This is a genomic window from Photobacterium rosenbergii, assembly GCF_033022775.1.
GTDB lineage: Bacteria > Pseudomonadota > Gammaproteobacteria > Enterobacterales > Vibrionaceae > Photobacterium > Photobacterium rosenbergii_A.
Map to the genome: position 1 here is coordinate 170,041 of NZ_JAWJZI010000004.1, position 23,581 is coordinate 193,621.

Consider the following 23,581-nt stretch of genomic DNA (forward strand, 5'->3'; position numbering starts at 1 on the left):
ACCAAGATGGGGAAGCAATTCCCCATTTCAGGACAGATCATGAACATCATCGAGATCAGCAAACTCACCTTCCAATGGCCTAGCCAAACCCAGCCATTACTGGAAATCCCTTCACTGGTGGTTAACAAAGGTGAAAAAGTTTTCATCAAAGGCCCTAGCGGCAGCGGTAAATCAAGTCTCCTTAGCCTGCTAGCAGGCATAAACGAACCGACATCCGGTACCGTCGAGCTGCTTGGACAACCATTCAGTAGCCTAAAGCCAACAGCAAGAGACCGTTTTCGGGCCGACCATATTGGCTATATCTTCCAAATGTTCAATCTACTCCCTTATCTGTCAGTCATTGATAATGTCCTGCTCCCTTGTCGCTTTTCAGAATTAAGAAAGCAACAAATTAACGGAGGCATGTACGAGCAGGCCAAAGAGCTACTTTCCCAACTTCATCTCCCGAGTGAGTGCTTAGCTCGACCTATCAGTGAGCTCAGTATCGGACAGCAGCAACGAGTCGCAGCGGCAAGAGCTTTGATTGGCAAGCCTAAATTGTTAATTGCTGATGAGCCGACTTCGGCACTGGATCATGACAACCGCGAAGCTTTTATCAAATTACTGATGGCGGAGTGCGACAAGTCTGACACCACGTTATTGTTTGTCAGCCATGATGAGACACTCGAACCGCTATTTGATCGCAGTATCAATCTAAACACTATTAACCAAGCTGTAAGGGAACAATAATGGCAGCGATCATACGTCTGGCCTGGCAAAGCCTGGCTAACCGAAAAGCCACGGCAATACTGACTTTATTAACCGTAGCCATCTCAGTGACCCTGCTGCTTGGCGTTGAAAAAGTCAGAACCCAGGCCAAATCCAGCTTCGCCAATACTATTTCGGAAACCGACCTCATTGTTGGCTCACGTTCCGGTCAGGTTAACCTACTACTCTATTCGGTATTCAGGATCGGAAATGCGACCAATAATATTGATTGGCAAAGCTACCAAGAAATCAGCCAGCATCGCTCCGTCAAATGGGCGATTCCAATTTCTCTTGGCGACTCGCACCAAGGCTTTCGGGTCATAGGTACCAACGGAGCTTACTTCAAACATTATCGATACGGCCAGAAGCAGCCGCTACAACTGGCCCAGGGGGAAGTTTTCGATAGTCTATTCGAAACGGTGATCGGTGCGGATGTAGCGAGAAAGCTCGATTATAAGATCGGCGATGAGATCATTATTGCCCATGGTATTAGCGATCTGTCTTTTAACCGTCATGATAACCTGCCATTTAAGGTTGTGGGGATCCTTGAGCCGACAGGCACGCCGGTAGATCGTAGCGTGCATGTATCGCTTGAAGCCATAGAAGCTATTCATGTCGGTTGGGAAAGCGGTGCCCGCCTTGGGTCAACACCGGGTGCCGACGTCCTTGCGGCCCGACAGTTTGAGCCTAAGCAAATCACTGCCGTTCTGCTTGGCCTTAATTCCAAAATGCAAACCTTTGCCCTGCAACGCGAGATCAATAACTACCCCAAAGAACCACTAAGCGCCATCATGCCGGGTATCGCCCTTCATGAATTGTGGGGCATGATGTCTGTCGCCGAGCAAGCATTATTAGTCGTTTCAGGGTTTGTCGTTGTCGCAGGACTGTTAGGAATGCTCACCAGCTTGTTAACCAGCCTCAATGAAAGACGCCGAGAGATGGCAATCCTTCGGGCTATGGGAGCAAGGCCCGGTCATATCTTCTTTCTGCTTACCAGTGAAGCGACCCTCTTAACGGCACTGGGTGTCGTCGTCGGTACTTCTTTGTTGTACTTGATATTGCTGCTCACTCAGCCAATTATTCAATCACAGTTTGGTTTGCTTATTCCGATCACAGCGCCAACCAACTATGAGCTGTTGTTGTTATTACTTGTGCAGTTAGCTGGTATGCTAGTGGGTATCATTCCTGCTGTCCGCGCCTATCGACATTCGCTCTCGGATGGCATGACAATCAAGGTATAGATAGATGAAAAATGGCAACTCGCTCTTTGCTGCTGGTTGGCACTGCTCAACTTCGCCAATCTGGTGTTGAAAGCGTACTTGCCATAGCTGTGTTTTATCTTCGCGAGCGATGATATAGCTCCTTAAATTAAGGAGCTATATCTTTACTAAGTATTGATGGTTATCTGAGAATGGATGGAAATTGGTGCTTAATATCAATCGAGTGCCCCTCTTCATAATTGAAGTCGGGGCGATTAATGTGGGGAAATTGAAGTCGGGTGTAATAAAACTATCCACCTTACATTAAAGTCAGCAACTCGCCTTACCTGATTTCAACGTGATAGCAAGTGCAATGATGTTGACAATGCTACCGAAAGCATTAATTGAAACAGCAACGATAAAAATAGCTAGGCTGTGGTAGCCGTCTAGGCCAACCGTGAAGTACTCATGTAGGTTGCCAAATACACCGCCAAGGCAGAAGAGTATAATAGACAATATCATCGTAATTAGGTAAACACGACGGTTAGTTGAATATTTGTAAATAAAGAAGCAGTATAATGAAAACAACGTAATAGAGAAGGGTACATTTGCAACACTGAGTGGTGCGCCAGTGAACATATCCATAAGGCCGCTGCAAATAAGGAAGCTAATTGCTAAGAAAGTATAAAGGTATTGGCACCTAATAACATTTTTAATCATGATAATGTCCAGGGAGTTTTATTTTGACAAAGCGTGATTATTTATCACTGGAGTAATACCAGCCAAAATAAACACTTGATCAGTATTATTTATACCGATTGGTATAAAAAGAGCAGCCAGATTTAGCTGCTCTTTTGTTCTATATATTAATCAGAGAATTACAGCGTGTTCTTAAAGATTTCGCCGTCTTTCATGATAAGTTTAAGGTTGTCCGTTGGGTTCGTTAGAACTTCAACGTCTTCTAGCGGGTTACCATCGATTAGAAGGATATCAGCTAGCGCGCCCTCTTCGATTACACCTAGCTTACCTGGGTATGGGTTACGTGGACCAGACATTTGTAGAAGCTGCGCGGTGTTGTAGGTTGCTTGCTTCATAACTTCAGCTGGCGTGAACCACTGTGTACGGTGAACGAACTCTTGGTTCATGTCACGGATCATTTGTGGATCAGTAATGATGTCAGTACCGAATGCGATCTTGTCGTAACCGATCTTCTTAGCCGTGCGGAACAGGTTATCGATGCCATCAAACGCTTGACGGTGCTTGTTGGCTTGATCTTCTGTGTAACCGCGAGGGATGTACGTATACACGATGACCTGTGGCGATAGCCATACGTCTTTGTCCATCATGTAGCGTAATGTTTCTTCGTCGATTAGGTTAGCGTGCTCGATACACTTAACACCGTTGTCTACTGCGCGGCGGATACCGTCACTGTTGTAGACGTGTGCTGTCACATAAGTGTTCCAGTCGCCAACCGCATCGGTTGCTGCTTTGATTTCAGCAGGAGTATATTGGACTGTATCTAGTGGGTCAGCGTATGAACCTGTACCACCGCCAACAGCGATCTTAATTTGTGAAGCACCTTGACGTAGTACTTCACGTGTACCTTTTAGAACTTCTGGCACACCATCAAGGATTAACATGTCGCCTTCACGTTCCATTGTGTCCCAAGTACCGCCTTTCATTGCGTTACCGTCAGACTGGAAACGGTGGTCAGAGTGACCAGAGGTTTGAGAAATCATTGGGCCAGATGGGTAAACACGTGGACCTTTAATGTAACCCGCATCAATAGCATCTTTTAGCGAGAACGTGTTACCACCAACATCACGTACAGAGGTGAAGCCGTTCATTAGGTATTGTTCAGCAGTTTGTGTCGCAACGTAGGCTTTGTAACGCGTGTCTTTAGAGAAAATTTCACCGAATGACATCTGGCCGACTAGGTGCTCGTGTGCAGCAATGAAACCAGGTGAAAGCGTTTTACCTGCAGCATCAATCACTTCCGTGCCTTCAGGCGCTTTAATTGAAGCAGAAATTTTCGTGATGATATTGCCTTCAACAAGCACAGACTGAGGTTTACTCAGCTTGTCGCTTTGGCCGTCAAAAACACGAGCATTCTTGATTAGGTATGAAGTTGTATCCTCTGCAAGTGTTAGCGGAGAAGCTAACGCCATTGCAACAGCTAACGCGGTAGTAGAGAGGACTTTAGTAGATACTTTCATTATCTTTCCTATTGTTATTCGAAGAAACGGATTTTTTCTGCTTTCATTGTATAAATTGCATCTACGACGCTTTCACCATCGTAATAACTTGCTACGTCGGTAACAGCATCTGATTCAAGAACACCTTCAACCCAGAAGCCATACTCAAGGCCTTTAATTTCCACGCCTTTCTCGTATTCAACTAAAATAATTTGATTTGGAGGTGGCGCAGGTGTGTGGATACACGCACCTGCTATTGGGACCATGAAGAACTTGATTACTTTAGTGCCATCGAATTCGATTGGCGCCATAAAGCCAGCCACTTTCCATTTTTTGTCAACAACCAATGGGTTCGGTGTATTTAACTGATGTTCACGCTGGGCCATGATCTTATTACGGGTTTGATATAGCTCTTTCGCATTGAGTCCTTCTTCTGCAAGTTGTGTATCAGCCTCTTTAAGCGCTGTCTTAAACGACTGAATGGCTTCTTCACTAAACTCAGAAGATTGGTTGGCAAGGCGCTCCGTTAATGTCGTATAGGTACGGAGTAAATCAAGCTGTTGGTAGGGCATACCCTCAAAAGGGTTGTCCAACGTTACCGTAGGCAGTACTAAAGAACGCCAGCTAAGAAACTTTTCACCATTAAAGGAATAGTCATATTCCACTTCTGATGCACTAACAAAGCTAATTGGCAGTAGACTCATTAAAATCAGAGATATGCCTAAACGTAAAAATCTCATCGCTCAACTCATTAACGTAAACTTATATTTAATATATAAAACCACAGATAGCTATACAACCAACGTCCTACAGCACACGACATGAGCCATCTTTGATGACGCAAAATGTCATTAGGCATTCAAAAATGAGAAACTAAACCGTTTTGAAGTAATACCGTTTTGAAGCAATAGTGTTACCCACTGAAATAGTTGAGGCTCCCTCCTCGCGAAAATCCAAAATAACACTGGCAGCCAAGAGAAATAATCGATTTGATCAGCCTTACGTGTTTACATTATTTTAACTTAAACATTTTGCGCCACCAAAAAATAACCATGTCGTAAAGTGACACCCTTTGTTGTATGTAAAACCACCATAACTTAAAATCACAATATAAGTTTTCAGATACGAAAACAAACAGAATTAGAAATATAGGGTTAGATTTTAGAATGGCATTTATTTTCTACAAAAAAATAAATTTATACAGTGCATAAACTAGGTTATTTGCACTGATTTATTTGAACTTTGAGTTTAATGAAATACTGATTTCAAACTAACACCATGCTGGTGAAACTCACTTGTTAATTTAATTAAAAGCTTTGCTTTTTAATTAAATTGGGTTTCCTATTTACATAAAAGTTAAATAATTCAATGTAGTTTTTATAAATGGCTTCTAATCATCCTAGTTCCTAGGATTTAAATTACCATAGCTATTTATAGGGTACTCCATTGAGGTAATTACCGATATAACATTTCAAAAAAAACTATTCAAAGAGAATATCATGAAAAAGTTAGTTTTACTGACTCCCCTTGCACTCGCTCTATCTACGCCTACATTCGCAGATGAAGTTATTGATCCAGCCGACGTAACCAATGTTTATACCCAAACTGCCCTTATGGTTAGTGGCGACTCTAGCCTGCTATGGCAAGGTCAAGTGGCTGGTGGTATGGAAAATGGTCAACAGTTTGCCCTACTTGCCGAAGCTACCTTTGACAATGAAGACAACGATTCAAACAAGTTTGGTTTAGATTACCAAAACTCTCGCGTTCAATACTTCCATGTTTTCGACACTGGTATTAACTCAACGCCAAAAGCGGGTGTCTCTTTTGACTACATCAACACGCGCACAAACGCAGTAAAAAATGATCTGTTGGCTGTTGGCGGTGTGGCTGCTGTGAACCCTGCCTCTGTTGGTGGCCTGCTTGTATTCCCAATGGCGAATGTGATTGCAGGTAACATGGAACTTGCAGATGGTACTAAAGATGATCTAACTGGCTTTGGCGCAAGCTTAATTACCGCAAAATATATCGGTGACACTGGTGCTTACGTTGTTGTGACTCCTGAAATTCAAAATCTGTCTGGCGATACACTAGATGTACAAAACATTACAGTGAAAACTGGACTTAACGCACCGCTAAACAGCAATCGTTCAACGTGGATCAACACTCGATTCGATTTCGCAAAATCAACCATTAGCGTAAACGGCACTGACCTAGATGCAGACTGGGAAACCAAAGCTTGGCTGGGTGTTCGTCACGACTTCTAGGTTGAACTCATCTTTTTACATAATATCAATCACTAATATATTACTTATGCAAATCAAACATATTACCTTAGCGTGTACACTCGCGCTAGTAAGTACAGGTAGTTACGCCGAAAGCCAAGCGTCTGACATCGAATTTCACTTTGGTGGTTCAATCAAAACCGTACTTCTTTACGATACTGATGTAGCGGGCGTTGGTATCAACATACCAGGCTCTGCTCTTCTTGCTTTTCCTAGCGAGAACAGCGATACCAAAATCGATGCTTCACTGTCACAAGTTCGTTTTGGCACCAGTCAAACACTGGCTGGTGGCTCAAGCCTTCGCTCACAAGTGGTGATGGACTTTAACGAAAACAACGACGGCGGTATGTCACCACGCCTACGCGAAGCATACGTGGCTTGGTCGATGGAGCAAGGTCAACTGTTGGCTGGCCACACTTGGTCTACTTTTATGGATCTTCGCAACATCCCTCAGTCTGTGGCTGAAGCAACCGTGAGTGGTGCGGTATTCAAGCGCCAGCCACTGGTTCGTTGGACACAAAATGCAGGTGCGTTTAAATACGATGTCGCCCTAGAAAGCAGCACTAACGACGACATCAATTTGTTGGGAACTGATCTCGACAATTCAGGATCTTCACCAGCAATTGCACTAGCGGCAGAGTGGGTTAACCAAGACGCTTGGGTTCGAGCAACCAGTTTATTCAATGAACTTCGCGTCACCAACGATGGCAACACTCACCGCAAGTGGGGTTATGGTGTTCAGCTATCGGCTGGCTGGGATTTCACCGACAAAGATCGCATTACGATTCTTGGGAATATTGGTGAAGGTACAGACCGCTACTTACTTGGTTTAGCTGGTGTGGGAGCGACTTGGAATGAAAGCTCTCAAGACCTTGATCTGCGGGCAACAGACAGCCTTGTTACGACCTACACGCGCAAATGGCAAGACGATCTCAAGTCTGTCTTTGCTTACGGTACTGTCTCTTCTGAGCCACTGGAAAATCAAAGAGAGATCAACGCTGTTACTCTTACCTCAACCGAATATGCCATGGCAAACCTGCTGTGGGCGGTCAAACCAAACCTCACTATCGGCGCTGAATACAGCTACTCGCAGTACAAACTGTTCAGCGGTGATGAGCGTGATAACCACCGCATCATGCTAGGTATGGACTGGCAATACTAAACATTTCAGGCCTTGGGTAATTTTGCCAAGGCCTAATCCTGCACGTGTACGAAAAGGACATGGACGCTCAGTTCAAACATACTTCAAGCGAGCGTCAACACGACAATATTCGTTGGACTAAACGATATGAAAATAAAACTGTGTACCCTACTTGTTGGCGCGTTATCTTGTGGTGCCAACGCAAGTCAATTTGCATCCACTGACTTGCAAAACCTCTATGATCTTGCATTGAAAAATGATTCTTTGCTCAATATAGCCGTGCTGAGTGAGAAGCAGTCTGAATATGCGATTGACGCACAGAAAGGCCAGCTTTTACCGCAAATCAATGCTTATTTTAACGCCTCTGCGTTTTTTGACTCGGATGAAATCCAGGCGACTCATGGCGGTAGCGGTAGCCTGACTGAAGGCGGTATTAGCCTACGTCAAGCTATCTATACGCCTGCTGTGCGTGCAGGTGTCGCGATTGCAGATAAAAACAGCGAAAGCGCATCATTGCTAGTGACTAAAGCACACGAAGCACTGATCTTTCGAACCACCAATGCTTACTTCGAAGTGCTTCGCACCAAGTCACTGCTTGATAATGCAAAAGCCAACGAGAAAGCGTTAATTGAAAATCTAGAAATCACACAACGGCGCAGCCAAGCTGGGATCTCTTCTGAAATCGACTTACTTCAAGCACAGGCGCGTCGTGATCAATCCGCAGTAGCGGTCATTCAAGCGCAAACGGCCCACCAGCTTTCACTTGATGCACTGCAAACCATTACTGGACACGAGTTCAGCTCTGTACAGCCGCTTAAGACCGTAGGCTTCACTCCAAACCTACCAGTTTCTGAGACAGGCTCTTCATGGCTAGATGCGGCGATGGTCAACAACCGTGATATTCAACTGGCGGGTATTGCGATTGAAAAATCTAGGCTAGAAGTGAACCGCGCGAAAGCAGGCCACAAGCCTCAGCTTTCTCTAATTGGTCGAGTGAACCAGCGGCTTCATGGCGACCTTACCGAAAATGTAACTGGTGGGCAAATTTCGGCTGATGAAAGTTTAACGTCAGCCGAAGTCGTGCTAGCGATGAACGTGCCTCTTTACACAGGTTCATCATTGTCTGCGTTGGTGGATATTGCCAACACTGAACTAGACATTGCCTACCAGGTTCAAGAAGAGTCACATCGCCAAACCTACCAAAATGTTCGCTATGCCATCAGACACGCTGAAGCGACAGAAATGCAAATTGATGCTTTTGAAAAGACCGTTGTTTCTCAACGTAAGGCACTGGAATCTGTTCAGCGTGGCTACGAGCTGGGCGCACGTAACATGAGTGAAGTGCTAGACGCCACTCGCGACTACTACGTGTCTGAATCTCAGCTAAACAATGCGTACTTTTCTTTCATTGAGGCGGCATTACTTATCAAGTTCCTAGCCGGTGAGATCTCTGAATCAGATATCACTGCATTGAATGCCAGTATCGAACCAATTACACAATAAATACAAATATGCGAGGCAACAAATGTTTAAAAACATCCATAAGCTATGCATTTTAGCGGTGGCCGTCTCTGGCGCAGTAAATGCGGCAGGTGTACCAGTAAGTGCAATCGAAGCAGAGTTCACATCGGTAAACCCTACAAAAGATTTTGTCGCGAAATTTGATCCACAAGCGCATACCCAAATTACACCACGAGTCTCAGGTTACATTGTTGATCAGTTAGTAGCTGACGGTGCAATGGTTACTAAAGGCGACGTGCTGTTTAAAATTGATGACACCACTTACCGTCACAACCAGCAATTAGCAAAAGCAAACGTGACTCAAGCAACGGCAGCTCACAAGAGCGCACAACTTCATTTCGATCGTGTTGTTAAGCTACAGGGCCCAGGTGGCTCAACTCAGTCTGATCTAGAAATGGCTCAAGCTCAATTGGATTCAGCAAAAGCAGCACTGACTGCCGCTGAAATCAACCTAGAAAAAGCCGAGTACGATCTGAAGTCAACAGAAATCGTAGCACCATACAGTGGTCAAATTGGTAAAGCACGTTTCTCCCAAGGTGATCTTGTTGCTCCAGCAACAGGTGCACTGATCGACATCGTTCAGCTCACACCAATGAACGTGACCTTCACCATGGATTACAACAGTTACAAAAAGTTCGGTCTAGAGAGCGAGGAGAATCAAAGCATTCGCCTACGCGATACGCAAACACCGACCGCAGTGAACTATGTAGCAAATAAGGTGAACCCAACTGCGGGTACAATCCAGATCTCTGCAAGCTTTGACAACAGCGAGCTTGGCTATAAGCCAAATAAAGTCACGCACGTGACTGTTGAGCACAATCAAGCGGAAGATGGTGTTTGGTTGCCTGAATCTGCGCTTATTCGTGACCTGACTGTTCAGTACGTTTATGTCATTAATGACGAGAACAAGGCTGAGCGTCGTGATATTGAAGTTGTTCTACGTAACAACGGCCGAGTATTCGTTTCCGCAGGCGTGAATGATGGCGAGCAAGTCATTACAGATGGCCTGATCCGCGTTCGTCCTGATGTGCCTGTTCAAGTGCAATAAGAGATAAAAGAATGTTAAGTAAATTTTTCATTTCTAGACCAAAATTCGCATTGGTTATTTCGATTGTACTGAGCTTGCTCGGCGCGATTGCGATTAAACTGATGCCGATTTCTGAATATCCAGAAATTACGCCACCAACCGTAAATGTCTTTGGTTTCTACCCTGGTGCGAGTGCGGAAACGATTGAGCAAGTGATAGCCGCCCCGATTGAAGACGAGGTGAACGGGGTTGACGGCATGCTCTACATGGACTCGCGTTCTGCCAACGACGGTACTTACATCCTACGTGTTACTTTTGAAATCGGTACTGATCCGGACATGGCGCAGGTTAACGTGCAAAACCGCGTAAACGCAGCCGTGCCGGCATTGCCACCGATTGTAAGTAACCTTGGTGTATACGTTAAAAAAGCATCATCAGATACTTTGATGGCGTTGGCAATGTACTCGCAAGACGGCTCGCATGATATTCAGTATCTCGATAACTGGATGTCTCAGAACATGGTTGACCGCCTATCTCGTATCCCTGGTGTGGGTGACATGACTGAGCTGGGTACGCGTTATGCAATGCGTATATGGCTAGACGTTGACCAAATGGCTGCGCTAAAAGTGACGCCAGCAGAAGTTCGTGCTGCGATCGCTGATCAAAACAGCCAGTTCCCTGTGGGTAAATTGGGTGCAGGTCCGTTTAACGACAACAGCATGTTGCAGATCCCGCTACTAACTCAAGGTCGCCTAGAAACGGTTGAAGATTTTGAGAACATTATTGTTCGTACTGAAGCGGACAACTCAAATGTTTACCTACGTGATATTGCAGATGTAGAGCTGGGCAATAACCGTTACGAAACAACGACGACGCTAAACAACCAGCCAGCGGCGATGCTTAACATCTCGCTAGCACCAGGTGCCAACGCACTTGAGACTGGTCAACAAGTAAAAGCACTGCTTGACTCGCTTGAACTGCCTGACGGTGTTGCGATTGCTTACCCGTACGATGTAACCGAGTTCGTATCGGACTCTATCTCTACGGTAACAGAAACACTGATCATCGCGGTTATTCTAGTTGTTTTGGTTACTTACCTATTCCTAGGTAGTATCCGTGCGACCATCGCTCCTGCGGTAGCGATCCCTGTATCGCTAGTTGGCTCGTTCTTCTTTATGAACTTGTTCGGCTTTACGATCAACACCATCACTATGTTTGGTATGATCCTAGCGATCGGTATCGTGGTAGATAACGCGATTCTGGTTATCGAGAACGTTGAGCGTGTAATGAAAGAGAACCCAGAGCTCTCTGCACCGAAAGCAACGTACATTGCGATGCAAGATGTAACGGGTCCAATTGTTGCGTCTACGCTAGTAATGCTTGCGGTATTCGTACCGACTAGTTTCCTTCCTGGTATCACAGGTGTGATGTTCCAGCAGTTCAGTATTACGCTATGTATCTCGCTACTGATCTCTGCGGTTAACGCCCTAACGCTATCACCAGCGATCTGTTCACTGGTTATGAAAGTGGAAGAGCCTGCGAAATGGTTCGTTGCTTTCAACAACGGCTTCGACAAGATCACTAACGTATACGGTAAAGCGGTAAGCGTTGTAGTTCGCAAGACTTCAGTGCTACTGATTGTCTTTGGTGGTACGTTGGCGGCAACGTATGTGCTAAACCAAAATGTGCCAAACGCTTTCGTAGAGCCTGAAGATAAAGGCGCGCTACTTGCCCTAATTCAGCTACCAGACGCAGCAGCGCTTAATCGAACCGATGAAGTACTAGCGCAAGCAACGAACATCATTCTAGAAGACCCAGCGGTTGACCTAGTAGGTGGTGCAAGTGGCTTTAGTATCCTAACGCTGTCGATTCAGCCAAACAACGCAACCATGTTCATCGCACTGAAACCGTGGGAAGAGCGTAAGCAGCTAGAAGGTAGCAATACTGTATTTGATGTTCAAGCACGCCTAAACGCATCACTACAGGCTATTACTGGTGGCTTTGCGATGACCATCGCACCGCCAGCTATCTCTGGTGTAGGTTCTGGTACAAGTTTGGAGTACATGCTACAAAACAGCACAGGTGTATCTCAGCCAGAACTTGCACAATCGGCGAATGAGCTAATTACTGCACTTAATGCTGCACCTGAAATTGCATCCGCGTACACGCTATTCCGTGCCAACGCGCCTCACTACTATATCGATGTAGATCGTGAGAAAGCACGTCAATACGGTGTGTCTGTAACGGCAATCAACGATACGTTGATGACGTACCTAGCAACAGCTCGTGCAGGTGACTTCTCGCTTTGGGGCAACACTTTCTACGTAACAATGCAAGCCAAAGCTGAGCAGCGTGTAGACATCGACAACCTGAAAAATATCCATGTTAAGTCTGCATCAGGTGAAATGCTTCCACTAGGTGCCGTTGTTAACGTTGAATCTCGTCTCGAAGCAGATGTGACGACTAAGTACAACATGCTTTCTGCGGTGAAGATCTTCATCAACCCTGCACCGGGTTACTCATCGGGTCAGGCGATTGCCGCAGTTGAAGCCATTTCTGCTGATAATCTGTCAACAGGTTACACTTACGAGTGGACAACTATGGCACTGCAAGAGAAGTTGGCAGGTAACGCAATTATCTTTGCTTTCATCTTTGCAATGGTCTTTATTTACCTTTTCCTAGTTGCACAGTACGAGTCATGGGCACTGCCTATTGCGATCATCATCGCAGCACCAACTGCCGCGTTGGGTGCGTATTTTGCTCTAGTTGCTACGGGTCTATCGCTAACGCTATACAGCCAGATTGGTCTGATCCTACTTATCACCATCGGTGCGAAGAACGCAATCTTGATTGTCGAATTCGCGAAGAACCAGCGCGAAGATAAAGGTCTATCCATTGACGAAGCAGCTGAGAAAGGTGGTGTGATGCGTTTCCGGGCGGTAAACATGACTTCTTGGTCATTTATCCTAGGTATCGTACCGCTAGCATTTGCTTCTGGCCCGGGCTCTGTCGCTCAGGTTGGTACGGGTATAACGCTGCTTGGCGGTATCATGTGTGTACTTATCCTAGGTACTATCATTACCCCTGGATTCTACGCCTTCTTCCAGCGTATTCGTGAGAAAGTGAAAGGTGATAAGCTTCGTGAGCTTGCATTAGACTAAAAACGATAACACTCATCCTAGACTGTTTTGCCCCAACAAAAAGCCCGGCAGTGCCCTGTCTCTTGAACACATCATAGGTCAAGGGACTGGACAAGCAGGTAACCTTCAAGGATGGTTTGTAACATGAACCATCCTTCCCATAGCCTTTCCCAACCAACCAGCTAGCTTTCCGAGATTAATGTACGCCCAGTACAGGCTTGGGGCTTGCTTTGGCGGCTTAGTTTGCTTCTGTTTTGACCATAGTAATTTCCAAGCTAGTGGGCTCAATATTGTCTCACAGCTCTGTTTTTCTGCTTCCTCTTTGTTGAGTCCAAGGTAGCGCAGCTGGTGAAGTCGCACTGCGATGAAAGCCAGTATCACCACCATTCGTTCTAAGTTCTCTTTGCTTTGCATCCGTAAGTCTTCAACTTGGGTACCGCCGCTCTTCCACGCTTTGTGGAATTCTTCAATTAACCAACGTTTCTCGTAGTAATCCAGAATACGCTTCGCCTCATCTTTTGTTCGAACTGGCTCACCTGTTTTATTGGCAGGGATCTTTACTGTCACTGGCGCGTAACGAACTTCGCAGCTTGCCTCACGGGCCTTGCGACCTCCTTTCTGCCTGACTTGAACCGTTCTGACATCCGCCGGCTCAAAAAGGAATTAGAAAGAGTCACTGAAGAACGGACATATTAAAAAAAGCCGCGGTGTACTTCGCAAGCCAATACACGAGCCATGATTGGGATAGTTTTTTTAAACAACATGGACTTGAATCAAGTATGAGTCGCCGAGGCAACTGTCATGATAATGCCGTCGCCGAAAACTCTTTCCAACTGCTAAAAAGAAAGAATTAAGCGGAAAATATACTCCACTCGAGAAGAAGCTCGGGCGGATATCTTCGAATATATAGAGATGTTCTACAACGTTAAACGTAGACACGGTTCCAATAACCAGTTGTCGCCTGTAGAGTATGAAAAGCAGTACAAAGAAAGGCTAACTAGTGTCTATTGAATCGGTGGCTATTCAAAGCCTAGCGATATTAAAACCACTACCTTCTTGATATCAGATACTTGAACGGTTTAGCCACTCCAGACTACCTGACTAGTGCGAATACCTTCTCCCTCCTCCACATTAATTTATGAGAAATTTGTGAGAATTTTTGGAGAGTCCTGCAAGATTTGCCCGCCATAGTGAAGATAACTCACCAACACAGGGAAAGAACAATGAACAAGACACTTACGGCCCTCTCTATCGCAGCAGTCTTCATGAGCGCAGGCCAAGCCCAAGCAGCAGAAATTGATGTCACTATTACCAATGCGACCAAAAACATTTACTTCACCCCTTTATTGGTCGCGGCACACAGCAGTGACATTTTCTTGTTCCGCAGCGGTCAAGCTGCAGGTTCTGAAATCGAGCTGATGGCTGAAGGCGGCGATATCGGCCCTTTATCCTCACTTGCCAGTAATGCGGGAGCCGTGGTGGTTTCCGACCCCGCTGAAGGAATCCTTAACCCCGGCGATTCAGCTACAACCACCATGGATACCGGCGATGCCGACAGCTTAACCATTACCGCAATGCTGCTGCCAACCAATGATGGCTTTGTTGGCTTGGATAGCTGGCCCATCCCATCAACGCCGGGTACCTACACCGTTCGCCTCAATGGGTATGATGCCGGTACCGAAGCCAACGATGAACTTGTCGGCAGCATGCCAACCCCACCCTTTATCAACTTCGGCACAGGCGGTACTGGGGTAGAAACAGTAGTTACCAATGACACCGTTCATATCCACCCTGGGAACCTCGGAGATACCGATCCTGCCGGTGGTCTCAGTGATATCAGCAGCACAGCCTACCGCTGGCTCAACCCGGTTGCTGTTGTTACCGTCACCGTGAAGTAAGGAGGCAGCATGAAGAATTATCGCTTACTCTTGCTCGCGGCCAGTGTTGCGCTTTTGGCCGGTTGCCCGACTGATTCGGACGACGACGATCCAGCGCCACCGGAAGAAACATTCGCGACTTTCAGTGTTGAAGTCAAAAACACCTCAGCTAATCAGCCGCTGTCACCATTGGCAGTGATCGGCCACAGCAGTGATTATCAATTATTCACTATTGGTGAGCCCGCATCGGAAGCATTGGAGATGCTGGCTGAAAGCGGTGACAACAGTGCGCTGCTGAACAAACAGATCGAGGGTGTATCGGTACAAATGGCAGGCAGCGGCGTTATCCCACCATCAGGCAATGACACCGTCACAGTGACTATGGACACCTCGGCCTCGCCTTATCTGTCTGTTGCCAGCATGCTGGTAAATACTAATGATGCCTTTGTGGCTGAAACGGCGATGGACTTGGCTTCATTGGCTGTGGGTGAAAGCGTGCGCATCGCGATGCCTGCATGGGATTCAGGCACCGAAGCCAATGATGAAGCAGCAGAGACCATCCCAGGGCCAGCGGCTGGCGGAGAGGGTTTCAATAGTGCACGGGACGATAACGACCGAGTCTCGTTCCACGCTGGTGTGATCAGCAAAGACGACGGGTTGGACACCTCAGTGCTCGATGCTACCCATCGTTTCCAGAATCCAGCCGCCCAGTTGATCATCACTCGTACCGAATGACAGCAGGGAAAATTGTCTTTTCATTATTGAGTGAAAGATAACTGCCAAAGTCCGGTCATCTGAGGGAGCTAGCTCCTTCAGATGATTGGGTATGACAATGACCTTAGCCGAAAAACAGGTACCAGCCGCTATGATCCTCATCGTTGAAGATGACAACGACCTTGCCGATCTGATCAATATGCACTTGTCCTTTCAAGGGCATGATGTAATCCGGGCCACTAGCCTAGAGCTCGCCAGACAGGCATTGGCCAAACAGTCCTTTGATCTGCTTGTGCTTGACCGAGGCCTGGAAGATGGCGATGGCTTGAGCCTATGCCAAGGAATCCGCCAGCAGCAGATAGGCAGCCAACCATGGCTTCCCGTACTGGTACTTACCGCCAAAGATGCGGAAAAAGATAAAGTCGAAGGGTTGGAATCAGGCGCGGATGACTACCTGACCAAGCCTTTTAGCGTGTTGGAGTTTCAAGCAAGGGTCAGGGCAATGCTGCGCCGCCAGCACTTCAGTAACGCAGCGGTTAATGACCCAGATATTGCCCCAGATATTGCGGAAAACAACCCAGACAATGTGTTGAGTTTTGGTGATTTAATCATCAACCCGGTAACACATCAGGTTGAATTCAAACACAACGCCATTTCGCTCACCGCCACCGAATTTACCTTACTGCATTTCTTGGCCAAGCGACCAGGTCGAGTGTACAGCAAAGATGAATTACTCGACGCGGTTTGGCAAACCCAGTTTTCCGGCTACCACCATACCGTGTGTAGCACGATCAACCGTTTAAGAACCAAGCTCAACGCCAGTAACGACGATCACAAATACATCCAAACCGTTTGGGGTGTGGGCTATAAATTCGAAGCCTGATTGCCAGGGCTATAGAGTTACGAGAGTAAAGCAGGAGAGCGCAATGAATTACAAAACTCAGCTTGTCCTTCTCACAGGTTGCTGGTTTCTTCTGTCTATTGTGGTCATTGGCGGTTTGTTCAATTACCAACAAACTTATGTCGAGCAACGCACCCAGCAAAACCTACACCGTGAGCTCGCCGCCCATATGCGTGACGACAGCCCCTTGATGGAAGGTAGCGACTACAACCCTAAAGCATTGAAATCTATCTTCCACACCCTAATGCTGCTCGGCCCTGACTTTGAAATTTACTTCCTAGATAACAACGGCCATATCAAGAGCCACGCAGCACCAGAGGGGAGAGAACTTAGGCAGCAAGTCAACCTATCCCCAATTAACGCTTTTCTTGCTGGTAAGCCACTCCCTATCTTGGGTGATGATCCGCGCAATGCGTCACGTCAGAAAGTTTTTTCTGTCGCGCCGATTATGGAAGGCAACACGACTCTGGGGTATTTGTATGTGGTGATAGGCAGTGAGCAACGCGCCTTGGCCGCCCAATTCAGTGACATCAATTCGTTGCTTCATTCGCCCATCGCCTGGGTGACCGCTGCCGCGCTGTTGCTCGTACTCGGCTTTAGCCTGAGTGTTTATCAGCTCACCAAGTCAGCTTTGCTCAACCCAATAAAAAACGTTGCCCAAGACTTGAAGACGCAAGCTGAAAATGGCTACCGCTTGAAGCCCGAGGCCATGCTCAACGTGGCCGAGCTAAAAGCCATCGCCAAGCAGATGTACCTGATGGCACGAACGATTTCCCAGCAATTCCTCCAGCTTGAGCATCAAGAACAAAAGCGCCGAGAACTGCTGGTACAACTGAGCCATGATCTCAAAACGCCACTCGCCAGCGTGTTGGGTTATTTGGAAACATGGCAAATACAAGCCGATAGACCAGATCCACTCATTAACACCGCCCATCGCAATGCGCAAAAGCTATCAGAAATGCTCGCGCAGCAAATTGATGTCGCCCGCAAGCAATCCGTGCTGACCGAGCCGAAATTTGAGGCCTTGAAACTCAGTAATATTCTTCAAGACGTTATCGATACTATGCAGCCGGTAGCCAACAAGAAGCAGGTTGAACTTAAACTAAATATTCCCAAGCAAGATACCGTTTTTGGGGACAAACAATTATTACAACGGCTATTTACCAACTTGTTCGATAACGCCATCCGCCATGCTCCGGTATCAAGTAAGGTAAGGCTCACTATCAAACCAGAGCCAATCGGGTTAGGTATATCTTTGGAAAATGACATTGACCCACAAGCGCCAAATGGCAGCATGGGGCTGGGTACTAAAATCATTCAATCAATACTGATGCTGCACCAAAGCCAGTTGAGCACCCGGCAGGAAGAGCAGCATTTCGAGCAATCCTTCAGCCTTCCTCTTCCCACCTAGTCACCACTTCTCCTGAAGCGGAATGAGGAAGGCGCTTTTTATCTCAGGCTTTCGCTATGGCTTGAATGCTATGGTGAAAGCCTCTCTCCCATTTCTCGAGCCATAGCATCATCAACCACAGGTTGCACCGTAATATCCATCTCACCATTCCACTTCAATGCGTAGGCAGTAACCGCCTCTGCACTGTCAGATTCGACGATACATACCCCAGTGCCGCTGACCAAATCATGCCAACGGCCAATCATTTTGATATCCGGCCCCATTAGTGCCTTATCTTGCTCTTCGGATATTTTGGCGAAGTGGGCAAGTACCGGGTGCAACCGACCTTGATATACCTGCCAAGTGATCAGGAAAGTCATGGAATACCTCTTCAACCACGTATCAAACGTGTTGAGAGTATAGTCACAGATACCCATCCTATATCAGTTTGACGGGGGTATCTGTTTTTGCAAAATGGGAATCAATATAGGATGAAGCAGATGTGCTACCAACAAATACATAAGCCTTTCAAAGAAAAACAAAGCGTTGGATATACTGGAAGAAGCGTGTGCGTTTCATACTCCGCACTTTTGCTAACGCCTCGTCTTTTCTCAATTGCTGGCTATCGTATATCGCGTCAATGTATGAACGGTCTGTTGAAGTCAGACGGTAAATTTCACGTTCAATAATAGTCAGACACTCTGACTTGGTATAACCAAGGGCTTGCAGCTCATGTACGGCTGGCATATCGATACTAGAGAGTTTCATCATATTTCTCCTTTACAGAGAAGTTAGGAATATACTGTTATATACAGCATTAATTATGCCAACAGACCAAAATAAACAAGGCCGCAGAACGCGGCCTTGGCATCACATATTAGTTACCCCTTAGCCAATACTTATCTCGCCATTTCTGACTTTCTTGCAAAACTGCGAGTAGTCGTGGCTATAGGCACAGAAAGCCTGTGGTAATGTCGAACCCGATAAAAACTCATCAAATGCTTGGCGGGTACCGTCTGGCAGAGCCGTAGGATCAACAACCTTGAAAGGCGTATCCGGTATCGAGAACTCTTTTAGGTTAGGAAGCAAGGAGTCAAAATCTGTAGCCATAGAATCATCACCCTTAACAATTGTGTTCATGACGCCTTCTGATTATAGCCAATCCCGCTAAAATCAAACATTCTGTTTGCCCCTGTGTATCTGCTCTAGCAGGTAATCAATAAACACCCGCACCTTGGGTGAAACCATCTCCCGCTTCAAATAAATCGCATAGGTCGCTGTTGTTGTCGCTTGCGGACTGAAATGATAGTCAGGCAGTAGCTGTTGCAACCGTCCATCTTTGAGTTCATTGGCAACAGCCCAATATGGAATAAGCGCAATACCGCAATGGCTAAGCAGCAATTGTTTTTGCCCATTGACGGTATTCACTTCCAGCCCATTGCCGATGGTTAATTTTTCAAGTGACTCCCCCATCAAGTACCAGTGCTGCCAACCTGGATAACCGTATCGAATACACTGGTGCTCTGCCAATGCTTCAGGAGATAAAAGAACAGAAGCAGTATCCAAGTACTCAGGGCTTGCACACAGTATAAAGTCGTTATCTTGTAGCTTGCGGGCAACCAAAGACGAATCTGCCAGTTCTCCGCTTCTGATCGCCACATCAATATTGTCTTCGATCAGATCCTTGACCCTTTCACTAAGCTCAAGGCTGATTTCAACTTCGGGATAGCGTTGCCGGAACTCGTTGATTAATGGCAGGATCACCGCCTCGCCGTAGCCAACCGTGGAACTGACCACCAGTTTCCCTTTAGGGATGTCCTGCAAATCATTAATTGTCCTGCGAGCCTCATCCAGGCTAGCCACTATGTGTTGCGAATAGCTGTAGAATGTCTGGCCAGCTTCGGTAAGCGATACGGTCCGGGTATTACGGTTAATCAGCCTCACCCCAAGCTCTTCTTCCAACGCCGCCAATTGACGCGACACCGATGATGGCTGGACATCGAACACCCTGCTGGTCTCGGAAATGCTGCCGGTTTCCACCACAGCGTTGAAATATTGTAGTCGTTTGATCATCTCTTGCCCCTGTTGCGAAGCGGTATTCTACCAGAGCATATCTTGCTTAAAAGGCAAAATACACTTGCTTTGTGGCGCATGGATTGCAGCTATTGCAAACAATAGACTGGCCTCGCTTCATCAAACGAGGGTAAAACAATGAAAGCGATGATTATTGATTCACTGGGCGACGCCGATGTATTCCAACAGGTTGAACGTGAGAAACCGACTGCCAAGGCAGGTCATTTGGTGGTCGAGGTGAAGGCGACCAGTGTCAATCCGCTTGATACCATGCTGCGTTCGGCCGAAACACCGTGGTCGGCCAACCTACCGGAAATCCTGCATGGTGATGTTGCCGGGGTTATCGTCGAAGTCGGCGAAGGTGTTAAACAGTTCAAGGTTGGAGATGAGGTCTACGGTTGTGCTGGCGGTATTGCCGGTACCAACGGGGCACTGGCCGAGTACATGCTGGTCGATGCCGATTTGATGGCACACAAGCCTACATCACTTTCCATGCGCGAAGCCGCTGCACTACCATTGGTCTCCATCACCGCCTGGGAAGCCCTAGTCAGCAAAATGCACATCAAACCTGGTGACAATGTACTGATCCACGGTGCTACCGGCGGTGTCGGTCATATTGCGGTTCAACTGGCTAAAGCGCTTGGCGCAACCGTTGCCACCACATCGCTGGAGAAAAACCTCGCAACTGCACAAACATTGGGGGCCGACCATGTGATTAACGCTGAGCAACAAACAGTGGAGGACTACACCCAGCAGCTGACTGATGGGCTGGGTTTTGATGCCATCTTCGACACGATTGCCGGTGATCACATCCAGAATAGTTTCCAAGCGGTGCGTTATAACGGCAAGGTGGCGACTATCCTGCCTATCAACGACCCATTGCAAGTTGCTTTGAAAGGCCTGAGCTTCCACAGCGTATTGATGCCGATCCCTCTGGTTTATGGCATCAACCGCAAGGCTCACGGTGAAATCCTTGGTCATGTCGCCAAGCTCGTCGATGAAGGGCAAATCAAACCACTCATAGACGATAGCCAGTACAGCATTTGGGAGGTTGCTAAAGGCCACCAACGTTTGGAGTCCAAACAAGCTATCGGTAAGGTTGTTCTAACTGCCTAATTAGATTTGCATCCCCTCACTGATACTGTCAGCTGAGGGGATGTTTTGGTCTAAATCTTGAACTCGCTGAGTTTACCGCTTCACTTGCAGTTTTGGCCAATGTGATAACCAGTTCTTACCATTGACCCGCTCGGTAAACAGTGAAAGTGGCCGCTTAGGATTAGGGGTAAGTTGCAACCCGAACAAGGACTCAAAACCAAAGGCTGCAATACACTCATACTCCCCTTGGCTGTTAAGCCGGACACCCACTGCGGTTTCTTTCTCAGGCCAGTAGCTCATGGCATCCAGCGTTCCAAAATATGGGGTATCGCCATTGCGAAGGTGCATCAATGCTTGGTTACGTACCTGCCAGTTGAATAGCGGTAGCATTTGCATCAGTTGCCGCTCATATAGCAGGTATTGATTGGGATCGTCTTCATCAGGGTCGAAATAAACCACATCAACATCATTGAGCGGCGTTGGTTCGCTATACCCATGAAGATGATCCCAGACGAGATTGCGGACAAATCCTGCCGCCAAGTAGCATTGTGGTAGATTCAATTGGCGGGCACATTGCAGCGCCCTAAACCGGCCTTCATCTTGATCCAGCCACTTGGCAATAAGTTCATTTGTCCGCATAAAATAGAGCAATCCCTATCAAAATGATTATACGATTTTCACCCCGGCCGGCATCGCACGCTCAGGGGTTAGCAATACACTTTCCGACTCGTCATCTGTTTCAGCACACAGCAGCATACACTCTGAGGTTTCACCGCGCATCTTAGCTTTAGCTAGGTTGCACAATACCACCACCTGCTTACCCATCAACTCTTCTTCGGTGTAGTAAGGCACCAAACTGGTCACGGTCTGAAGAGTACGTTCACCCACATCGATTTGGACAATATACAGCTTGTCAGCATTTTGATGGCGGGCAACTTCAATGATCTTACCGGTACGGATCTCTAGCTTGGCGAAATCTGAATAAGCGATGGTTTCCATTGTGCATTTCCTTTTGAAGTAAATTTTACTAAAACACATTTAACTTACCAGAAGCGAAGAAGAAGGCAAGTGGCCATGTTGTTTTTGTGAGCGATATGAGCGCAGTCACATCAAGCTAACCGTATACGGCGCCGGTTTATTCGAAATGATTTTAGTAAAACGTAGAACTTCATAGCCGAGTTTGATTACAATAACATGATTGATAGACCGCTCACGGTGAGTGAGCCTTGCCAATGGATACAAGTAAATGGCGACACTGAAAGATATCGCGACAGAAGCGGGCGTATCTCTGGCGACGGTTTCAAGAGTTCTCAACGACGACCCGACACTAAGCGTCAAAGAAGAAACCAAACATCGAATTCTCGAAATCGCTGAAAAGCTGGAATACAAAACCAGCAACACCAAAGCGTTAGCGACCAGCAAAAAGCAACAACAGCACTTCATGGCTGTGTACAACTACAAGCAGGAAGCCGAAGTTAACGACCCTTACTACCTTTCTATCCGCTATGGCATCGAGACCCAGTGTAGTAAGCTAGGCATAGAACTAACCAACTGTTATAACGGTGAAATTGCTGATAAAAACAGTAAAGTTAGCGGCATCATTCTAGTCGGTCGCAACAGCTCGAATGTCCTTGATAAAGTAAAAAGCCTTTCAGACAACATTTGCTTTGTTGATTTCAGTGATACCCACTCGCCATATGATTCTGTCGATATTGACTTGGCAAGGGTCAGCAAGGAAATCACCGACTTCTTCATTGCTCAGGGCTACCAACGCATTGGTTTTATCGGCGGCCAGGATTTACCGGAAGTCGCTGATATTCGAGAAGAAGCTTTTACGGAATACGGCCAGCTTAAAGGGGTGGTATCCAGCAAGGATATCTACCGCGGCGACTTCTCCAGCTCATCCGGCTACAAGTTAGCTAAAGAAATGCTCGCGACCGGTGATTATCCGTCAGCGTTGTTTGTGGCTTCAGATTCCATCGCCATCGGAGTATTGCGGGCAATTCACGAGCACGGCCTTAAGATCCCTGAAGATATCGCCCTAATCAGTGTCAATGATATTCCAACTGCAAAATTTACCTTCCCGTCATTGTCTACGGTTCGTATCCACTCAGAAATGATGGGCATTCAAGGGGTTAACTTACTGGTTGAGAAATTACGCGACGGCAGGACGCTACCGCTGCAGGTCTATGTACCAAGCAAGCTTAAACTACGGGATACTACGAAGTAACATAGCCTTCATTTAACGTCAGATTTATTATAAAGCGCTGATATTAAGC

The 23,581-nt window shown here is 46.8% G+C and carries 22 protein-coding genes and 2 pseudogenes; 14 read left to right on the plus strand and 10 right to left on the minus strand.

Annotation, left to right across the window (positions count from 1 at the left end):
- Positions 1 to 39 precede the first annotated feature (39 nt).
- The gene (locus tag R2X38_RS11610) at positions 40 to 729 is read left to right on the plus strand and encodes an ABC transporter ATP-binding protein (RefSeq protein ID WP_317522791.1); all 690 of its coding nucleotides are present in this window, start codon (positions 40 to 42) and stop codon (positions 727 to 729) included.
- Positions 729 to 1,988: an ABC transporter permease gene (locus tag R2X38_RS11615; protein ID WP_317522401.1), complete on the plus strand. Its 1,260-nt coding sequence runs from the start codon at positions 729 to 731 to the stop codon at positions 1,986 to 1,988. The genes R2X38_RS11610 and R2X38_RS11615 overlap by 1 nt, the downstream gene beginning before the upstream one ends.
- A 288-nt stretch (positions 1,989 to 2,276) precedes the next feature.
- On the opposite strand, the gene R2X38_RS11620 is transcribed toward R2X38_RS11615, so the two are convergent.
- The 3 genes from R2X38_RS11620 to R2X38_RS11630 all read right to left on the minus strand — a co-directional run bounded on the left by R2X38_RS11620 (position 2,277) and on the right by R2X38_RS11630 (position 4,881).
- A complete protein-coding gene (locus R2X38_RS11620) occupies positions 2,277 to 2,462 on the minus strand; it encodes a hypothetical protein (protein WP_317522402.1) in 186 nt (61 codons plus the stop codon).
- A gap of 362 nt (positions 2,463 to 2,824) precedes the next feature.
- On the minus strand, positions 2,825 to 4,162 hold the full coding sequence (locus R2X38_RS11625; protein ID WP_317522403.1) for an amidohydrolase family protein: 1,338 nt from the start codon (positions 4,160 to 4,162) through the stop codon (positions 2,825 to 2,827).
- A gap of 14 nt (positions 4,163 to 4,176) precedes the next feature.
- A complete protein-coding gene (locus R2X38_RS11630; protein WP_317522404.1) occupies positions 4,177 to 4,881 on the minus strand; it encodes a DUF3299 domain-containing protein in 705 nt (234 codons plus the stop codon).
- A gap of 759 nt (positions 4,882 to 5,640) precedes the next feature.
- On the opposite strand from R2X38_RS11630, the gene R2X38_RS11635 reads away from it, so the two are divergent.
- The 5 genes from R2X38_RS11635 (at position 5,641) to R2X38_RS11655 (ending at position 13,273) form a co-directional block, all read left to right on the plus strand.
- Positions 5,641 to 6,405 carry a hypothetical protein gene (locus R2X38_RS11635; protein ID WP_317522405.1) on the plus strand — a complete coding sequence of 255 codons (765 nt, stop codon included), beginning with the start codon at positions 5,641 to 5,643 and terminating at the stop codon, positions 6,403 to 6,405.
- Between the two features lie 46 nt (positions 6,406 to 6,451).
- Complete coding sequence (locus tag R2X38_RS11640; RefSeq protein ID WP_317522407.1) at positions 6,452 to 7,585, plus strand: DcaP family trimeric outer membrane transporter; 1,134 nt, start codon at positions 6,452 to 6,454, stop codon at positions 7,583 to 7,585.
- A 126-nt stretch (positions 7,586 to 7,711) separates the two neighbouring features.
- Positions 7,712 to 9,067: a TolC family protein gene (locus tag R2X38_RS11645; protein ID WP_317522408.1), complete on the plus strand. Its 1,356-nt coding sequence runs from the start codon at positions 7,712 to 7,714 to the stop codon at positions 9,065 to 9,067.
- 22 nt (positions 9,068 to 9,089) lie between these two features.
- Positions 9,090 to 10,133 carry an efflux RND transporter periplasmic adaptor subunit gene (locus tag R2X38_RS11650; RefSeq protein ID WP_317522409.1) on the plus strand — a complete coding sequence of 348 codons (1,044 nt, stop codon included), beginning with the start codon at positions 9,090 to 9,092 and terminating at the stop codon, positions 10,131 to 10,133.
- Positions 10,134 to 10,144: 11 nt separating this feature from the next.
- Positions 10,145 to 13,273 carry an efflux RND transporter permease subunit gene (locus R2X38_RS11655; protein ID WP_317522410.1) on the plus strand — a complete coding sequence of 1,043 codons (3,129 nt, stop codon included), beginning with the start codon at positions 10,145 to 10,147 and terminating at the stop codon, positions 13,271 to 13,273.
- 71 nt (positions 13,274 to 13,344) lie between these two features.
- Here R2X38_RS11655 and R2X38_RS11660 read toward each other — a convergent pair.
- Positions 13,345 to 13,906, minus strand: a pseudogene (locus tag R2X38_RS11660) (IS4 family transposase); the annotation flags it as partial.
- A 65-nt stretch (positions 13,907 to 13,971) separates the two neighbouring features.
- On the opposite strand from R2X38_RS11660, the pseudogene R2X38_RS11665 reads away from it, so the two are divergent.
- The 5 genes and pseudogenes from R2X38_RS11665 to R2X38_RS11685 form a co-directional block, all read left to right on the plus strand.
- Positions 13,972 to 14,263 (plus strand): annotated as a pseudogene (locus tag R2X38_RS11665) (IS3 family transposase); the annotation flags it as partial.
- Positions 14,264 to 14,475: 212 nt separating this feature from the next.
- A complete protein-coding gene (locus R2X38_RS11670) occupies positions 14,476 to 15,150 on the plus strand; it encodes a spondin domain-containing protein (RefSeq protein ID WP_317522411.1) in 675 nt (224 codons plus the stop codon).
- 9 nt (positions 15,151 to 15,159) lie between these two features.
- Positions 15,160 to 15,864: a spondin domain-containing protein gene (locus tag R2X38_RS11675; RefSeq protein WP_317522412.1), complete on the plus strand. Its 705-nt coding sequence runs from the start codon at positions 15,160 to 15,162 to the stop codon at positions 15,862 to 15,864.
- 97 nt (positions 15,865 to 15,961) lie between these two features.
- A complete protein-coding gene (locus tag R2X38_RS11680; RefSeq protein WP_317522792.1) occupies positions 15,962 to 16,726 on the plus strand; it encodes a response regulator transcription factor in 765 nt (254 codons plus the stop codon).
- Between the two features lie 43 nt (positions 16,727 to 16,769).
- Positions 16,770 to 18,155: a HAMP domain-containing sensor histidine kinase gene (locus tag R2X38_RS11685; protein ID WP_317522413.1), complete on the plus strand. Its 1,386-nt coding sequence runs from the start codon at positions 16,770 to 16,772 to the stop codon at positions 18,153 to 18,155.
- A 68-nt stretch (positions 18,156 to 18,223) separates the two neighbouring features.
- Here the strand turns inward: R2X38_RS11685 and R2X38_RS11690 are convergent, their stop codons facing one another.
- The 4 genes from R2X38_RS11690 to R2X38_RS11705 all read right to left on the minus strand — a co-directional run bounded on the left by R2X38_RS11690 (position 18,224) and on the right by R2X38_RS11705 (position 20,207).
- Positions 18,224 to 18,514 carry a DUF3303 domain-containing protein gene (locus R2X38_RS11690; protein WP_317522414.1) on the minus strand — a complete coding sequence of 97 codons (291 nt, stop codon included), beginning with the start codon at positions 18,512 to 18,514 and terminating at the stop codon, positions 18,224 to 18,226.
- Positions 18,515 to 18,662: 148 nt separating this feature from the next.
- Complete coding sequence (locus tag R2X38_RS11695; RefSeq protein ID WP_317522415.1) at positions 18,663 to 18,905, minus strand: hypothetical protein; 243 nt, start codon at positions 18,903 to 18,905, stop codon at positions 18,663 to 18,665.
- A gap of 117 nt (positions 18,906 to 19,022) precedes the next feature.
- Complete coding sequence (locus R2X38_RS11700; protein WP_317522416.1) at positions 19,023 to 19,274, minus strand: hypothetical protein; 252 nt, start codon at positions 19,272 to 19,274, stop codon at positions 19,023 to 19,025.
- A 33-nt stretch (positions 19,275 to 19,307) separates the two neighbouring features.
- Complete coding sequence (locus R2X38_RS11705; RefSeq protein WP_317522417.1) at positions 19,308 to 20,207, minus strand: LysR family transcriptional regulator; 900 nt, start codon at positions 20,205 to 20,207, stop codon at positions 19,308 to 19,310.
- A 138-nt stretch (positions 20,208 to 20,345) separates the two neighbouring features.
- Here R2X38_RS11705 and R2X38_RS11710 point away from each other — a divergent pair, with 138 nt between their 5' ends.
- Entirely contained in the window at positions 20,346 to 21,323 is a 978-nt protein-coding gene (locus R2X38_RS11710; RefSeq protein ID WP_317522418.1) for a zinc-dependent alcohol dehydrogenase family protein, read from the plus strand.
- Between the two features lie 72 nt (positions 21,324 to 21,395).
- Here the strand turns inward: R2X38_RS11710 and R2X38_RS11715 are convergent, their stop codons facing one another.
- Both R2X38_RS11715 and R2X38_RS11720 read right to left on the minus strand, forming a co-directional pair.
- Entirely contained in the window at positions 21,396 to 21,941 is a 546-nt protein-coding gene (locus R2X38_RS11715) for a nucleotidyltransferase family protein (RefSeq protein WP_317522419.1), read from the minus strand.
- Positions 21,942 to 21,968: 27 nt separating this feature from the next.
- On the minus strand, positions 21,969 to 22,301 hold the full coding sequence (locus R2X38_RS11720; RefSeq protein ID WP_044620558.1) for a tRNA-binding protein: 333 nt from the start codon (positions 22,299 to 22,301) through the stop codon (positions 21,969 to 21,971).
- 247 nt (positions 22,302 to 22,548) lie between these two features.
- Between R2X38_RS11720 and ebgR the strand changes: the two genes are divergently transcribed.
- The gene (gene ebgR, locus R2X38_RS11725; RefSeq protein WP_317522420.1) at positions 22,549 to 23,532 is read left to right on the plus strand and encodes a transcriptional regulator EbgR; all 984 of its coding nucleotides are present in this window, start codon (positions 22,549 to 22,551) and stop codon (positions 23,530 to 23,532) included.
- Positions 23,533 to 23,581: the final 49 nt, after the last annotated feature.

What these genes read in the sequence shown, in the direction of transcription:
- R2X38_RS11610 (WP_317522791.1), top strand. Translation starts at nt 40, where the DNA reads ATGAACATCATCGAGATCAGCAAACTCACCTTCCAATGGCCTAGCCAA.
- R2X38_RS11615 (WP_317522401.1), top strand. Translation starts at nt 729, where the DNA reads ATGGCAGCGATCATACGTCTGGCCTGGCAAAGCCTGGCTAACCGAAAA.
- R2X38_RS11625 (WP_317522403.1), bottom strand. Translation starts at nt 4,162, where the DNA reads ATGAAAGTATCTACTAAAGTCCTCTCTACTACCGCGTTAGCTGTTGCA.
- R2X38_RS11630 (WP_317522404.1), bottom strand. Translation starts at nt 4,881, where the DNA reads ATGAGATTTTTACGTTTAGGCATATCTCTGATTTTAATGAGTCTACTG.
- R2X38_RS11635 (WP_317522405.1), top strand. Translation starts at nt 5,641, where the DNA reads ATGAAAAAGTTAGTTTTACTGACTCCCCTTGCACTCGCTCTATCTACG.
- R2X38_RS11640 (WP_317522407.1), top strand. Translation starts at nt 6,452, where the DNA reads ATGCAAATCAAACATATTACCTTAGCGTGTACACTCGCGCTAGTAAGT.
- R2X38_RS11645 (WP_317522408.1), top strand. Translation starts at nt 7,712, where the DNA reads ATGAAAATAAAACTGTGTACCCTACTTGTTGGCGCGTTATCTTGTGGT.
- R2X38_RS11650 (WP_317522409.1), top strand. Translation starts at nt 9,090, where the DNA reads ATGTTTAAAAACATCCATAAGCTATGCATTTTAGCGGTGGCCGTCTCT.
- R2X38_RS11655 (WP_317522410.1), top strand. Translation starts at nt 10,145, where the DNA reads ATGTTAAGTAAATTTTTCATTTCTAGACCAAAATTCGCATTGGTTATT.
- R2X38_RS11670 (WP_317522411.1), top strand. Translation starts at nt 14,476, where the DNA reads ATGAACAAGACACTTACGGCCCTCTCTATCGCAGCAGTCTTCATGAGC.
- R2X38_RS11675 (WP_317522412.1), top strand. Translation starts at nt 15,160, where the DNA reads ATGAAGAATTATCGCTTACTCTTGCTCGCGGCCAGTGTTGCGCTTTTG.
- R2X38_RS11680 (WP_317522792.1), top strand. Translation starts at nt 15,962, where the DNA reads ATGACCTTAGCCGAAAAACAGGTACCAGCCGCTATGATCCTCATCGTT.
- R2X38_RS11685 (WP_317522413.1), top strand. Translation starts at nt 16,770, where the DNA reads ATGAATTACAAAACTCAGCTTGTCCTTCTCACAGGTTGCTGGTTTCTT.
- R2X38_RS11690 (WP_317522414.1), bottom strand. Translation starts at nt 18,514, where the DNA reads ATGACTTTCCTGATCACTTGGCAGGTATATCAAGGTCGGTTGCACCCG.
- R2X38_RS11695 (WP_317522415.1), bottom strand. Translation starts at nt 18,905, where the DNA reads ATGATGAAACTCTCTAGTATCGATATGCCAGCCGTACATGAGCTGCAA.
- R2X38_RS11700 (WP_317522416.1), bottom strand. Translation starts at nt 19,274, where the DNA reads ATGAACACAATTGTTAAGGGTGATGATTCTATGGCTACAGATTTTGAC.
- R2X38_RS11705 (WP_317522417.1), bottom strand. Translation starts at nt 20,207, where the DNA reads ATGATCAAACGACTACAATATTTCAACGCTGTGGTGGAAACCGGCAGC.
- R2X38_RS11710 (WP_317522418.1), top strand. Translation starts at nt 20,346, where the DNA reads ATGAAAGCGATGATTATTGATTCACTGGGCGACGCCGATGTATTCCAA.
- R2X38_RS11715 (WP_317522419.1), bottom strand. Translation starts at nt 21,941, where the DNA reads ATGCGGACAAATGAACTTATTGCCAAGTGGCTGGATCAAGATGAAGGC.
- R2X38_RS11720 (WP_044620558.1), bottom strand. Translation starts at nt 22,301, where the DNA reads ATGGAAACCATCGCTTATTCAGATTTCGCCAAGCTAGAGATCCGTACC.
- ebgR (WP_317522420.1), top strand. Translation starts at nt 22,549, where the DNA reads ATGGCGACACTGAAAGATATCGCGACAGAAGCGGGCGTATCTCTGGCG.